The sequence below is a fragment of the Maritalea myrionectae genome, assembly GCF_003433515.1.
GTDB classification, from domain to species: Bacteria; Pseudomonadota; Alphaproteobacteria; order Rhizobiales; family Devosiaceae; genus Maritalea; species Maritalea myrionectae.
In genome coordinates this window covers 1991234-2005683 of record NZ_CP021330.1, presented here as the reverse complement: position 1 = coordinate 2005683, position 14450 = coordinate 1991234, and the positions used below count along the sequence as shown (strand labels likewise).

The 14450-nt window shown below is 50.8% G+C and carries 14 protein-coding genes; 1 reads left to right on the top strand and 13 read right to left on the bottom strand.

What is annotated here, in order from left to right:
- The first annotated feature begins 137 nt into the window (after nucleotides 1-137).
- A complete protein-coding gene (gene gltA / locus MXMO3_RS10225) occupies nucleotides 138-1427 on the top strand; it encodes a citrate synthase (RefSeq protein ID WP_027835283.1) in 1290 nt (429 codons plus the stop codon).
- Between the two features lie 6 nt (nucleotides 1428-1433).
- On the opposite strand, the gene MXMO3_RS10220 is transcribed toward gltA, so the two are convergent.
- The 13 genes from MXMO3_RS10220 to rpsB all read right to left on the bottom strand — a co-directional run bounded on the left by MXMO3_RS10220 (nucleotide 1434) and on the right by rpsB (nucleotide 14426).
- The gene (locus MXMO3_RS10220) at nucleotides 1434-2534 is read right to left on the bottom strand and encodes a lipid-A-disaccharide synthase (RefSeq protein WP_117395800.1); all 1101 of its coding nucleotides are present in this window, start codon (nucleotides 2532-2534) and stop codon (nucleotides 1434-1436) included.
- Nucleotides 2534-3325: a UDP-2,3-diacylglucosamine diphosphatase LpxI domain-containing protein gene (lpxI, locus tag MXMO3_RS10215; RefSeq protein WP_117395799.1), complete on the bottom strand. Its 792-nt coding sequence runs from the start codon at nucleotides 3323-3325 to the stop codon at nucleotides 2534-2536. Before lpxI ends, MXMO3_RS10220 begins: the two co-directional genes overlap by 1 nt.
- The gene (gene lpxA, locus MXMO3_RS10210) at nucleotides 3322-4128 is read right to left on the bottom strand and encodes an acyl-ACP--UDP-N-acetylglucosamine O-acyltransferase (protein ID WP_117395798.1); all 807 of its coding nucleotides are present in this window, start codon (nucleotides 4126-4128) and stop codon (nucleotides 3322-3324) included. Before lpxA ends, lpxI begins: the two co-directional genes overlap by 4 nt.
- Before the next feature lie 3 nt (nucleotides 4129-4131).
- The gene (fabZ, locus tag MXMO3_RS10205) at nucleotides 4132-4590 is read right to left on the bottom strand and encodes a 3-hydroxyacyl-ACP dehydratase FabZ (RefSeq protein ID WP_027835281.1); all 459 of its coding nucleotides are present in this window, start codon (nucleotides 4588-4590) and stop codon (nucleotides 4132-4134) included.
- Nucleotides 4591-4612: 22 nt separating this feature from the next.
- A complete protein-coding gene (lpxD, locus tag MXMO3_RS10200; protein ID WP_117395797.1) occupies nucleotides 4613-5635 on the bottom strand; it encodes a UDP-3-O-(3-hydroxymyristoyl)glucosamine N-acyltransferase in 1023 nt (340 codons plus the stop codon).
- 74 nt (nucleotides 5636-5709) lie between these two features.
- The gene (gene bamA, locus MXMO3_RS10195) at nucleotides 5710-8034 is read right to left on the bottom strand and encodes an outer membrane protein assembly factor BamA (RefSeq protein WP_162889217.1); all 2325 of its coding nucleotides are present in this window, start codon (nucleotides 8032-8034) and stop codon (nucleotides 5710-5712) included.
- 220 nt (nucleotides 8035-8254) lie between these two features.
- Nucleotides 8255-9355: an RIP metalloprotease RseP gene (rseP, locus tag MXMO3_RS10190; protein WP_027835279.1), complete on the bottom strand. Its 1101-nt coding sequence runs from the start codon at nucleotides 9353-9355 to the stop codon at nucleotides 8255-8257.
- 23 nt (nucleotides 9356-9378) lie between these two features.
- On the bottom strand, nucleotides 9379-10230 hold the full coding sequence (locus MXMO3_RS10185; RefSeq protein WP_051213741.1) for a phosphatidate cytidylyltransferase: 852 nt from the start codon (nucleotides 10228-10230) through the stop codon (nucleotides 9379-9381).
- Complete coding sequence (locus MXMO3_RS10180) at nucleotides 10227-10976, bottom strand: undecaprenyl pyrophosphate synthase (RefSeq protein WP_117395795.1); 750 nt, start codon at nucleotides 10974-10976, stop codon at nucleotides 10227-10229. The genes MXMO3_RS10185 and MXMO3_RS10180 overlap by 4 nt, the downstream gene beginning before the upstream one ends.
- Before the next feature lie 11 nt (nucleotides 10977-10987).
- On the bottom strand, nucleotides 10988-11545 hold the full coding sequence (frr, locus tag MXMO3_RS10175; protein WP_027835277.1) for a ribosome recycling factor: 558 nt from the start codon (nucleotides 11543-11545) through the stop codon (nucleotides 10988-10990).
- Between the two features lie 24 nt (nucleotides 11546-11569).
- Entirely contained in the window at nucleotides 11570-12283 is a 714-nt protein-coding gene (gene pyrH, locus MXMO3_RS10170) for a UMP kinase (protein WP_117395794.1), read from the bottom strand.
- A 65-nt stretch (nucleotides 12284-12348) separates the two neighbouring features.
- On the bottom strand, nucleotides 12349-13272 hold the full coding sequence (gene tsf, locus MXMO3_RS10165) for a translation elongation factor Ts (RefSeq protein ID WP_027835275.1): 924 nt from the start codon (nucleotides 13270-13272) through the stop codon (nucleotides 12349-12351).
- Between the two features lie 89 nt (nucleotides 13273-13361).
- Entirely contained in the window at nucleotides 13362-14426 is a 1065-nt protein-coding gene (gene rpsB, locus MXMO3_RS10160; protein WP_117395793.1) for a 30S ribosomal protein S2, read from the bottom strand.
- Nucleotides 14427-14450: the final 24 nt, after the last annotated feature.

The window sequence follows — 14450 nt, the reverse complement described above, 5'->3', positions numbered from 1 at the left end:
AAAGTTTCAGGGTTGGCAACTTGCGTATTGGGACCAAATCCTTTACCCCAAAGCCAACCCTATTCTGGGTCGACGAGTTTAGCGTTAGTGGGGACGTAGGACTTTAGTCATTTTCTGAATCTTGAAGGAGGCCAATCATGACCGATCGGATTGCTAAATTAGAAATTGATGGCGAAAGCTATGAGTTCCCCGTCTTGTCTGGATCTGTAGGACCAGACGTTATCGACATCCGCACATTGTATGCCAAAACTGGCCATTTCACCTTTGACCCAGGCTACACATCTACAGGCTCAACCGAGTCAGCCATCACCTACATCGATGGCAATCAGGGCACATTGCTTTATCGCGGTTACCCCATCGAACAATTGGCCGAAAAGTCAAGCTTCTTGGAAGTCTCCTATCTTCTGCTCAATGGCGAACTGCCAAGCAAAGCCGAATTTGCAGAATTTGAAGAAAAAATCACGCGCCACACCATGCTGCATGAGCAAATGGTCAAATTCTTCGAAGGTTTCCGTCGCGACGCGCACCCAATGGCCATCATTTGTGGCGCTGTTGGTGCTATGTCAGCGTTCTATCATGACTCAACTGACATTACGGACCCAAAGCAACGTGTGATCGCCTCACACCGTTTGATCGCGAAAATGCCAACCATCGCGGCATGGGCCTATAAATATTCTGTGGGCCAACCCTTCATCTATCCGCGCAACGATCTAGGCTTTGCCGCAAACTTCTTGCGCATGTGTTTCGCTGTGCCAGCTGAAGAATATGTTGTGTCCCCAACCATGGCCCGCGCCATGGACCGGATCTTCACCTTGCATGCCGATCACGAGCAGAACGCGTCAACTTCAACAGTTCGCTTGGCTGGTTCATCACATGCCAACCCATTTGCATGTATCGCATCTGGCGTGGCTTCTCTTTGGGGCCCGGCACACGGTGGCGCCAACGAAGCTTGCCTCAACATGTTGCGCGAAATCGGCTCTGTTGATCGCATTCCTGAATTTATTGCACGCGCGAAAGACAAGAACGACCCGTTCCGTCTGATGGGCTTTGGTCACCGCGTTTACAAAAACTTTGACCCACGCGCCAAAGTGATGCAGCAAACAGCGCATGAAGTGTTGTCCGAGCTCGGTGTTGAAAACAACCCAACCTTGCAAGTCGCACAAGAGCTTGAGCGCATCGCCCTTGAAGACGATTACTTCATTGAGAAAAAGCTATACCCGAACGTCGATTTCTATTCTGGCATCATTTTGGATGCGATCGGCTTCCCAACCTCCATGTTCACAGCCATCTTCGCCATGGCGCGGACTGTGGGCTGGATTTCTCAGTGGAAAGAAATGATCGACGATCCAAAACAAAAAATTGGCCGTCCACGTCAGCTCTATACTGGCGCAACGACACGGGATTACACCGATATTTCAGACCGTTAGGCCGGTTTAAATATAGGATAATATCCGTTCAACAGGATCTTGACGGGGCGCCTCTGGCGCCCCTTTTTGCATTAGATGCCGGATTTCTTCAAATCCCGCTTGTTGCGCTTTTCGCGCCGTTTCATTTTCCGCCAACTCATGTGCCGCGGCAGAAAGATCGTCCACGCGTGGCGAGGTGCCCACGATTTCTGGCACCAACTGTCTGCCCAACAATATGTTTGGCAACCCAACCAATGGCCGGCCGGCTTGCTCATAATGCGCACCGAGCTTCTTATCGGCCACGTAGAACAAAACATGCGGCACATCAGCAAAGGCAAGCTCAAGTGTCACCGTGCCACTTACAGCAAGCGCCATTTTGGCCTGTGCAAGTGCACTCTCAAAGGCATCGCGCCCGGATTCAATTTGAATATCAGTGCCAGCCAACTGTCGCTGCAACCCATCCCTCAAATGCTCAACGGTCACCAAGTCCGTATGCGAAAATCCTTCTAATCCATCCCGCACCGTAAGCAATGCGCCAAGATTACGTTTGACTTCGCCCCGACGCGAGCCCGGTAAGAGCAGCAGGTTGTGCCTTTCACCAGCATCAGTTGAGGTGCGGTCCGGGATTAACTGTTCCGCGCTATGCCCCACATAAGTGCATTTAGGACCATCCAGCTCTTTAAAAACCTTTGGTTCAAAAGGCAAAACCGACAGGATTTCATTATAGAGCGGCTTAATCTTTGCGGCACGTTCAGGTCGCCACGCCCAAACCGATGGCGCGACATAGAGCAAAATGGGCAGGTCAGGCAGCCGTTTGCGCACCCCAGCGGCTACCCGATGGGAAAACTCTTGCGAGTCCACCAATAGCAGCACATCTGGTTTGGCCCGTACAATTGCATCAATTGTCTGCTTTAAGCGCCACAGCAAGAGCGGCAAACGCATATAAACGTCGCGCCACCCCATCACCGCCAGATCTGACATCGGGAAAAGGGGTTGCAGCCCCTCTCGCGCAAGTGCCGGGCCGCCAACACCCATCAGATCAACCTGTGTCTGATGAGACAAACCTGCCACCAGATTTGCCGCCAACTTGTCGCCCGAGCTTTCGCCTGCCACAACAAATAGCCGCATCACACCCCACCTAAAATGGTTACACGATGCTGGTCGCAAAGGGCACCCAATGCGTCCTGGTCCAAAAGAAGTGTTTGACCCGCTTCCACAAGGATCACAGATATGCCCGCCTTCGCTGCACGTTCAATCGAGTTGCTGCCAATCGTTGGCAAGTCGCCCACACCGCTTTGCTGCGGCTTTTTGGCCTTTACAAGCCACAAATCCTTTGGAAGATCGGATGTCCGCCGCAGGTCTGCAACGCGATCCATCAGACCATCGGTGCCGCCAATATCTTCACCGGAAATCGGCTGTTGCCCGGCAAAAACAACCGCCTGCCCAATGTCCGTTTCGCCAAATCGACGCGTGACGTTGAGAAGTTGCGCAATGTGGGTCGGCACAGTCTCGCGTACAGGACCATACAAATGTCCCTCACCCGCCAGCAAATCTTGAGCAAATTGATGCACGCCAATTGGCTGTGCACCTACGGCCTTCGCGACCCGTCCAAAGACCTGTTCCACGCCAATGTCGCTGGTGGCATCAGCCTCAGTCAAACCCACGGCATTTGCCATCTGGTGCCGACGCGCGGGCGACAACTCAACGCGCCCGGCCACGCAAATATGGGTGGGCCCAAATTCTTTGGTTTCTGATATTGCACCGGGGAGATCGTCGAGATCAAACTTTGGTAGCTCGGGCCAATGCACGGGAGACAAGGCCATCCCAATCACACCATCCGCGCCAAAGTGTTTTTGCGCCGCCTGATAGGCGGCACGCGCCAACGCGCCCTCGCCCAAAAGCAGCGCAAGTTTGGTCATGAGCCTAGGTCGACGCCGTTTTTCGGCATACAGATTGCCCGTTCGGATGGTTTGCGCACAAACGCCACCACATCCTCAACCAACTGATGGTTTTCAAACAATTCTGCCGCGTCTTCCACGCGCTCACGCAACGTGCCTTCATTCGAAAAAATCATACGATAGGCCGCGCGAAGCGTGTGAATTTCTTCTCGGTCAAAGTTCCGGCGTTTTAGGCCAACCAGATTAAGACCCCCGAGATAAGCCCGATTGCCCAGAACGGATCCATAAGGGATCACATCATTTTCAACCATACTCATGGCCCCGACAAAGGCATGCGCGCCAATCCGCACAAACTGATGCACACCGCTCAGCCCGCCAACAATCGCATGATCGTCCACCAAGCAATGACCCGCCAATGTTGATTGATTGACCATGATTACATGGTCGCCCAAATGGCAATCATGGGCAACGTGCGCGCCGGCCATCAACAACACATGATCGCCAATGCGCGTTTCTAAGCCGCCGCCAGATGTGCCGGGGTTGATCGTTACATGTTCGCGAATAGTGCAATAGTCACCAATAGTCAGGCAACTTTCTTCGCCGGAATATTTTAGATCTTGTGGTCGATGCCCCACCGAAGCGAAAGGAAAAATCTCCGCATTTCGGCCGATAACAGTACGTCCCTGCACAACCACGTGTGAATGCAGCACGGACTCTGCACCAATCTTGATCGGGCCATCCAAAACACAAAACGGACCAATCACTACATTTTCGCCAAGTTCAACCTCGGGCGATACTACAGCTGTCGTATGGATTTCGGTCATGCTCTATTCGTCACGCACAATCATTGCGCCAACCTCTGCTTCGGCCACCACAACGCCATTCACCATGGCTTTCGCATAATAGCGACCGACAGTACGCCGACGATGAGACTTTTTGATGTGATATTCCAAAACATCGCCTGGTCCGGCGGGTTTGCGGAATTTCGCTTTATCAATCGTCAACATGAATACAGAGTATTTCTGGCCAGATTTCTGCTCTTCGGCGATAACGATGGCGCCAGCGGTTTGGGCCATACCTTCAATAATCAGCACGCCGGGAAACACAGGCGAGCCAGGAAAGTGCCCTTGAAACATGGGTTCGTTGAACGTGATGTTTTTTACACCAATCGCTGAATCATCCCCGTCAATCTCGATAATTTTGTCGACCATCAAAAACGGATAACGATGCGGCAAGCACTCCAAGACACGATTAATATCCAATGATGACAATTCTTTTTCAGACATTCCCGACCTCAAACTCCACGCGTCAATCGCGCCCCATTTTTTTTAACTTAGCCTGCATGCGTCGCCATTGCTTGACTTCAACCGCAGGATTACCCGCCAAAATAGTATCCGATTTTTGCGACTTGGACACAATCGAACAGGCCATAACCACGCATCTATCCCCCAGTTTTGCCTTATTGACAATAGAGGCGCGCCCACCAAACAGCACATTGTCACCGATTTCTGAAGATCCGGCAAACCCAGATTTCGCAGCAATCTGACAATTCCGTCCAATTTTTGTATTGTGACCAATTTGCACAAGATTGTCGATTTTGCTGTTTTCACCCACAATCGTGTCGTCCAATGTGCCGCGATCCACGCAGCTATTGGCACCAATTTCGACACCATTTTGTAAGATAACGCGCCCCAATTGAGGAATTTTTTGCGGCCCATCCGCGCGCGGCAAAAAGCCGAAACCTTCAACCCCAATGCGCGCGCCCGAATGGATCACCACGTTGTCGCCAATGTGAGCACATTGTATGGATACATTGTCGCCAATCATCACATTGTGGCCAATCGTGACCCCGCGACCAATACTGCAATTAGGACCAATAACCGCATTGTCGCCGATTTCAACATCAGCACCAAAATAGACATTAGGTGCCAGGTGCACACCATTGCCTAGCGCTTTTGGTGATGTCTCTGCGCAATACCCCAATAGGCGCAAACTGTCGCCATAAAGCAAATCCAGAAGGCCAGTAAAGGTCCGATAGGGATCGGAACAACGTAAATAGAGGGCATCTGAAGCCTGAACATCCGGCAGCTCAGCATCTTCTGCGACTAAAACCACGCCATGCGCGCAATCTGCAGCCACTTCCATATATTTGGAGTCGGCGATAAAACCCAATTCATTTTCATGTAGGAAAGGCACGGTGCCAGCACCGGTGAAAACACGCTGCGCATCTTTTTTGTCGAGTTGAGCCCCAATTGCCCCTTCACCAATTGCCGAAAGCGCATCCGCTAAGCATACATTCTGCTTGATGGCATAAAAGCGCTGATCGACCATGAGTTGAGCCCCTTAAACAAAAAGGATCGCGGACAGTGGCCGCGATCCCCTAAATGTCATCTGACAATCTTCGACTAGAACAAGGTCGAAATCGTCAAAGCAAACACCTGCGTTTGGTCAGCAGTGTCTTTATCGATCACATGGGCAAAGTCACCACGTAGCGGACCGAAGGGGCTATCCCAAATAACACTTGCCCCGACTGAGGTACGTGTTTGAACACCAATGCCATCCACGATCAAAGCAGGGTCAATGCTGTTGTGGCCAAGATATGCGGCATCGGCCCACACAGCGCCTTTTAGGCCATAGCTTTCAGGAAGCACTGGAATTGGGAACTCAACCTCTGCTGAAACCGCCAGATACTCGGTAATACCCAAAGCGTTGTTTGCACCTTGTGGCCCAAGTCCACGTGAGGCAAAACCACGGATCAGGCTTGGACCTGCAACGAACGTTTCAGTTGGGTTCACATACCCACCGCCAAGCTCATTGATAATACCTGCCTGCCCTTTCAAGCTACCGATAACACCAGCATCAGGCAAAATTGGCATATAGTAGCTGCCTTTGACTTCTGACTTAAGCAGGTTGAAATCAACACCTACATATTGCTGGCTTACATTGATCGCGAAACCTTCGCTCGGTGAGCGTGCGTTATCCACATCAGTATAAGTCAAATTGTACCCGACAAAGGCTTTTGTCGCACTGCCACCAAATCCGGTAATGTAGGTTGGCGCGTCAGGAGGACTACCGTCTGTGCCATCTTGATAAGTGGTTTGATCCACCCCAACAAAGGCATTCGCCTGCAAATTATCAACAATAGGTGCGCCAACACGAAGCTGGAAGCCTGTGCTTTGAGTACCGTAGTTGTAGTATTTACCTTCATCCACCTGGCGTTGATACGCATCGACGCCCGCTGAAATTTTCAAGCCCATGAAACGTGGCTCAGTGAAGGAGAAATCATATGTACGCGTACCCTGTGTCGCGCCAATCGAAATCCGGAGATCCTGACCACGCCCCAAGAAGTTACGCTCAGTAAGTGACAACTCACCGCCTACGCCACCGTCAGGCGAATAGTTTGCGCCCAAAGCATAGTTACCAGTGGATTTCTCTTCGACCACAACGTTCACGATCACCTTGTCCGAAGCGCTGCCTTGATCCACAGACACATTCACTGTGGAGAAGAAGCCAAGCCCCATCAAAGCCTCACGGCCGGCCGCCAAGAATGTGCGGTTAAATGGATCGCCTTCAGCAAACTCAAACTCACGACGGATCACGAAATCACGCGTGCGGGTGTTGCCATAAACATTGATCCGCTCAACATAAAGACGCGCACCTTCGTCAACCAAATAGGTCACGTTGAAGGTTTTATTCTCAATGTTACGATCAATACGCGGACGTACTTCAGCGAAGCTGTAACCCATATTGGCCGCATCTTTAGACATTTCAGCCGCGCTCTTTTGCAGCTTGCTCAATGAATAGCGACGACCTTCTTGTGTACGCACGGCACCAGTAAGACTATCTGGGTTAAGGCCAGAAATGCTGGTTTCAATATTGATCTGACCGAATTCATAACGCTCACCTTCGTCAATGGTGAAATTAATGAAGTAAGCATTACGCTCAGCATCAAAATCTGCAACAGCAGATAGCACCTGCGCATCAGGGTAGCCGCGGTTGGCGTAGTAAAGACGGATCAACTCACGATCGACATTCAATTTGTCTTCGTCATAAACGTCATCACGGAACAAGAAGCTCAACAAGTGCGATTCACGTGTTTTGATCGCGGCGCGAAGCTGCCCATCACCGATAGAATTATTGCCTGTGAAGCGGATCGCGGCAATGCCGGCCCGATCGCCCTCGTTAATAACGAAGGTTACTTTCACACGGGCACTATCTTGTACATCAGAGCGCGCTGTCACAGTCGCATTATCAAAACCGGCCTGATCGTATGCCAATTCAATACTGCGAATGTCTTGCTCAAGCGCTGCTTCAGTGTAAACGCCACGTGAAGACAAGTTCACCATGTCTGAAAGCTGGGCATCAGAAAACTTCTGGTTACCCTCAAACAGCACACTGGAAATAATTGGGTTTTCAGACACAGCAACATTCAACGTGTTGCCGGACATATAAACCTTCACAGATGAGAACAGCCCGCTTTGGTAAAGCGAGTCGATCGACTCATCGATTAACTGGCTTGTTGCGCGTTGCCCCTGACGCACTGCCAAAAATGAAATAACGGTGCTGTCGTCAACCCGTTGGTTGCCAGTCACCGAAATACGAGAAACTGTTTGGGCTTGTGCGGCTTGAACGCCCACAACCTCATTGAATGCACTTGGCATCAACGGTGCGCCAAATATCAAGAAAAGTCCCAGAATGAAACTCGGCAAAAGCTTTGCACGTACGATCATGTTTCTTGCAGCCTTTCTGCATTTGCGCAACAGACACGGCAAAACACCCGCCCCTCGCGACACTAACTCCATCATCCGTTTTACTATTTATTATCCCAAACGCAAGCCCAAATAACACTTTGAGTTACCAAAAGATTGTTGAAAGTGTCCATTTGCAACACTTTGTAATCATTTGATTCCAAATATGCTTTGGCGGATGCACCCGCGCTTGATGGGTCTCTTAAAAGATATCGTTGATCAGTGTAAAGACCATGAGAGACATTACCACGAATAACCCAAACCGAAACCCAATTTCCTGAATTTCACGACTCAGTGGGCGTCCCCGCACAACCTCAATGGCATAGTAAACAAGGTGCCCGCCATCTAACAATGGGATGGGAAACAGGTTGAATATGCCGATATTTAGGGACAATAAGGCGGTCAGGCTGATCAGTGAGAAGATACCGATCGATGCGGCCTCACCGGAAATCTTGGCGATTTTAACCGGCCCACCGAGTTGCTCCACATCACCGCGGCCAACAAGCAACTCACCTAAAAATTTGAATGAGCGATCAATTATGAAGACAATCTCTTCAATGGTGATTCCGATCGCTTCAATCGGCCCGGGCCGCACAAAACGCACTTCTTCCTGTGTCGCATCGCGTGATACACCCAAAAATCCGATTTCCGTGTTGTTTCCAAGCCGATCCTCTTGCATGCGTGATCCCGTTGTCACGCGCACTTCAATTTCGCGTCCATTCCGCTCAATCAAAAAAGGAATTTCACGATTCGGGCTGGTGGCAATGATCTTTTGGAAGTCGGAAAAACTGCGCACAGCATAACCATCAACCGCTAAAACCACATCATCAACCAGCAATTCAGACTGTGCGGCGGGTGATTCTGGCGAGATGCCATCAATGCGGGCTTCAATCGTGTAGCGCCCAAGCCCCAGCAACATGCAGTAAAGAATAACAAAGGTGAAAAGGATATTCGCCGCTGGCCCTGCCGCAACAATCGCGATGCGTTGCCACACATTCTTATAATAGAACAACCGCCCACGCTGCTCCGGCGGAATATCATCAAGTGCCTCGCCATCCGGGGCGCTTGCCGCATTCATATCACCCACGAACTTCACATAGCCGCCGAGTGGAATTGCGGAAATCTTCCAGCGTGTCCCATGTTTGTCGTGCCAACCAATCAATTCTGGCCCAAACCCGATTGAGAAGCTTTCAATGGCCACATCATTCCAACGCGCCACTAAATAATGGCCCATCTCGTGCACAAAAACGATCACCACCAATACGATGAGAAACGGTACAAGAATGCCGATTAAACCTGTCATGAGTGCCTTTTTCTAAAACTGCACTACCAAATCAACACGCCCTGCGCGACCTGATCTGAAGCTGCATGAATGACGCCAATAAGGAAAAGCAATATGCCGCCAAATGTAAAACTGTCGATACGGTCCAAAATGCCGCCATGGCCAGGAATAATATCGCCACTGTCCTTGATTAGAAAGCGACGTTTAAGCGCACTTTCTACTAAGTCACCCAATTGAGCAACAACGCTCAACACCGCAGCAATGAGGATACCGATCCAAAAAGGACTGTCCGTCGCCATCAACCATACAATCAGCCCGCCAATCGTGCCAAAACAAAGCCCGCCAATAGCACCGGACCATGTTTTCGATGGCGATATCTCGGGGGAAAGCTTCACCCCGCCCAGCAAGCGCCCCACAAAGAACGCACCACTGTCGGTTAGCCAAATAACAACCGCCAGAAATACGGTTGCCCAAATGCCATTCACCGTGTCGCCGCGCAATGCCAGCACACAAATGGCGGATACGCCAAAAAAGATTGCGCCCGCCGCATAATAGGGCAGCCGCCACTGGCGCCAATCCACAGATAAAGCGGCAACGATGGCACCAGCAAAGAAAAACAATAAGCTCGCCGTGATTCCGGCAATCGGATAGATCACGGCCCCAACCGCCAGTAATCCCATGATCAAATAGGTGAAGCGGTTCATCTTGCCCTGCCCCACCATGCGCGACCATTCTTGATAGGCCAGCGCCACGGCAGCCGCCACCAAGACCGCCACGGCAATTTGTCCATAAATGATGGCAGCGGCAACAATTGGAATCAGCAAAAACGCCGACATGAGGCGCTGCCGCAAATCGCCCCAATTGGGGCCCGTTTTTTGGGGTGAGTGTTCGCTCATGCGCCCACGCCTCCAAAACGGCGTTTGCGCCCGGCAAACTCTTCCAACATGCGCACAAAAATTTCGCGATCAAATTCGGGCCAAAACTCGTCATAAAACACGAACTCAGCATAGGCAGCCTGCCAGAGCAAAAAGTTCGAAATCCGCTCTTCGCCACTCGACCTGAAAATCAAATCAGGGTCTGGCATTCCCGCTGTATAAAGCTTTTCGGCAATGGCAGCCTCATCAATGTCAGCCGCGCTAATCTTACCCGCAGCGGCATCCTGCACCAAAGCACGCACCGCATCCGTGATTTCTTGCCGCCCGCCATAATTGAACGCCACATTCAGCTGAAGGCCCGTGCAATGCGCTGTGCGGCTTTCTGCTTGGTCGATCATTTGTAAAATGGCTTTGGACAGTCCTTCACGGCGTCCAAGAATACGCACCCGCACATTGTGGGCAACAAACTTTGAAACATCCGAGGCCACAAAACGCTTCATCAGCCCTAAGATGGCATTGATCTCGTCCGCTGGGCGCGTCCAGTTTTCCGACGAAAAACTAAATATGGTGAGATAATCAATCTCAAATTCAACTGCACAGGCCACGAGACGGCGCAACGCTTCAACACCAGCACGGTGCCCATCATTGCGGGGCTTGCCCTGTGCAGTTGCCCACCGACCATTGCCGTCCATAATCACACCGATGTGCTGCGGTAAAACCGCAAACTCGGATTCAATAGTTGGGGCGATGGCCGGTTCGTTGGACATTTACGTGCGATCTACACTTGCATGATGTCGGCTTCTTTCTTCGCCAACATGCTATCTACTTCTGACACTGTGTTGTCGGTCAGCTTTTGCACTTCGTCAGACTTCTGGTGCATTTCATCTTTGCTGATGTCGCCGTCTTTTTCCATCTTTTTCAGTGCATCCATGCCATCGCGACGGATGTGGCGGATGGCAACTTTCGCCTGCTCAGCATATTGATGCGCCACTTTGGAAAGCTCGCGCCGGCGCTCTTCATTCAATTCAGGCAGCGCCACACGAATAACAGTACCTTCGGCCATCGGGTTTAGGCCCAATGAGGATTCGCGGATGGCTTTTTCGACCGCCTGGGTCATGCCCTTGTCCCAAACCTGAACGGACAACATGCGCGCTTCAGGCACAGAAACAGTCGCAACCTGGTTCATTGGCATCTTGGAACCATATGCGTCCACCATGATGGGATCCAAAAGGCTTGTTGTCGCCCGGCCCGTGCGCAAACTAGCAAACTCATCCTTGAGTGCAGCCAGCGACTTTTTCATACGCTGGTCTAAATTTGGCATAGAAAAATCTGTCATGTTCTAATCCTTCGATTTTGGCACTCATCCAACCCGCGTGGAAAAGGCCTTCCCCTCAATAATGGCTTGGACGCCGCCCGCGACATCCAAAGCATACACAAAAATTGGCAATTTGTTGTCACGCGCCAACGCAAATGCAGCCATATCCATAACTTTTAAGTTACGCGAGATCACTTCATCATAAGAAATCTGGTCAAATCGCTTGGCGTCTGGATTGTTCGCAGGGTCAGCATCATATACCCCGTCAACCTTCGTCCCTTTGAAAAGGGCATCACATTGCAGCTCAACGGCCTTGAGTGCCGCAGCGGTGTCCGTTGTGAAATAGGGATTGCCGGTGCCGCCGGAACAAATGGCGATTCCACCTTCTTCCAGCGTCTGACGTGCGTCGCGCGCGGTAAAATGGTCAGCCACATCAGGCATAACAAGGTTTGAAAATACCCGTGCTTTGCCGCCTTGTCTGCGAATCGCGTCGCCCAATGCCAAGCAATTGATGACAGTGGCCAACATACCCATATGATCACCCACCACACGGTCAGCACCGCCAGCGGCAACAGACATGCCGCGGAAAATGTTTCCGCCACCGACCACGATGGCCACTTCAAATCCATTTTGGGTGAGATGGACGAGTTGCGCAGCAACTTCGTCAAGAAATTGGGATTCGATCCCAAATGAGCCGTCTCCGGCGAGCGCTTCGCCGGAGACTTTAATCAGAATGCGTTTAAGCGATTGAGAGGCCATTGCCGCCCTAACCTAGTCTAGAGTTGGGAACTTTAAAAAAAGATTCTTTGTTCCAGATCAGGTTATTAGTTACCAGCCGCGGCTGCAACCTCGGCGGCGAAATCGCTCTCTTCTTTTTCAATGCCTTCGCCAATTGCGAAACGTACGAATTCAACCAACTCAATTGGTGCGCCCGCTTCTTTTTCGGCGTTCTTCAGCACATCAGCAATTTTGGTTTCACCGTCAATCACAAAGGTTTGTGACAACAAGCAAACTTCTTCGTAATATTTGCGCATGCGGCCTTCAACCATTTTCTCAACGATTTCAGCAGGCTTGCCTGAACCAGCAGCTTGTTCCGCAAACACAGCGCGCTCACGATCAACAACATCTTGGTCCAAACCTTCTGGCGCAATTGCCAATGGGTTGGTCGCAGCAATGTGCATTGCCAACTGACGGCCAACATTTTCCAAGCCATCTGTCTTGCCTGAAGTTTTCAAGCCAACCAAAATGCCAATGGCACCAAGATCGTCAACAACAGCGTTGTGCACGTAGCTACAAACAATGCCTTCATCAACTGAAACAGTTGCAGAACGACGCAATGTCATGTTCTCGCCGATTTTGGCAACCGCATTGGTCACTTCTTCAGCAATTGTGTGTGATTTGCCAGGGTAAGATGCAGCGGCAAGTTTCTCTACATTCTCGCCTTCTTCCAAAGCAACAGTCGCAATGTCTTTAACCAGACCTTGGAATTCGTCATTACGTGCAACAAAGTCAGTTTCTGAGTTCACCTCAACAACGGCACCTTTGGTACCTGAAGTGACAACGCCAACCAAACCTTCTGCAGCAACACGACCAGCTTTCTTCGCCGCTTTGGCCAAACCTTTGGTGCGCAGCCAATCAACGGCAGCTTCCAAATCACCATTGGTTTCGTTCAGCGCTTTTTTGCAGTCCATCATGCCAACGCCGGTCTGCTCGCGCAATTCTTTCACAAGTGCAGCTGTGATCGCCATTTTAAATCTCCTATGTTGCCAGCCCATATGCGGGCTGGCCCAATCGAAAGTCTTGTGTTTAGCGGGTAAACACGCAGATTTTATGAAGCTTACTGAGCGCCGAGTTCTTTGGCTTGGTCGATCCAACCATCGCGCTCAATGCGGCCTTTAAAGTTCAAACGATCATCAACATTCGCGATGTCTTCTGCGCTAAAGGCAGCGATTTGCGCAAAGGTGTAGATGCCAAGATCATTCAACTTTTGCTCAAGAACTGGGCCAACACCTGAAATCTTTTTCAAATCGTCTGCATCGCCAGCAGGCTTGTCAAACAATGGTGTCGCATCAGCTTCTGCAGCTTCTTCAGCTTTTGGGGCTTCAGCAGCAGGTGCCTCGGCTGGTGCTTCAGCAGCAGCGACGGGTGCAGTTTCTTCCAAAACTGGCTCGCTCACTTCAACAGCTTCACCCAGATCTTCGCCGAATGAAACAGATGAACGTGAAATACCGTCCAAAGCAGCTTTTGAAATCAATGAGCAGTAAAGCTCAATCGCGCGGGCCGCATCATCATTACCTGGAATTGGCAAATCAACAGCTTCTGGGTCGCAGTTTGTATCTGCAATCGCGATCACTGGAATGCCCAAGCGACGTGCTTCGTTCAGCGCCAAAGATTCTTTGTTGGTGTCGATCACAAACAAAAGATTAGGCACGTTGCCCATGTCTTTGATGCCGCCCAAATCGCGCTCAAGACGATCACGCTCACGCGAACGCTGCAAACGCTCTTTCTTGGTCAAGCCTTGCATGCCTTCAGATTCTTGATCTTCAAGTTCACGCAAACGAGCAATTGACTTTGAAATGGTCTGCCAGTTGGTCAGCATGCCGCCCAACCAACGTGAGTTCACATAATACTGAGCAGATTGACGTGCAGCTTCAGCCACAACAGGCGCAGCTTGACGCTTGGTGCCAACGAACAAAACGCGGCCACCTTCTGCAACAGTGTCAGACACCATTTGCAAGGCTTTATACAAAGCAGGCACAGTTTGCGCCAAATCAAGAATGTGAATATCGTTCCGTACACCAAAAATGTATTGTTCCATTTTTGGATTCCAGCGGTGTTTTTGGTGTCCGAAGTGTACGCCAGCTTCGAGCAATTGGCGCATAGAAAAATCAGGAAGTGCCATCGGCCTTCTCTCCTTTTAACCGGT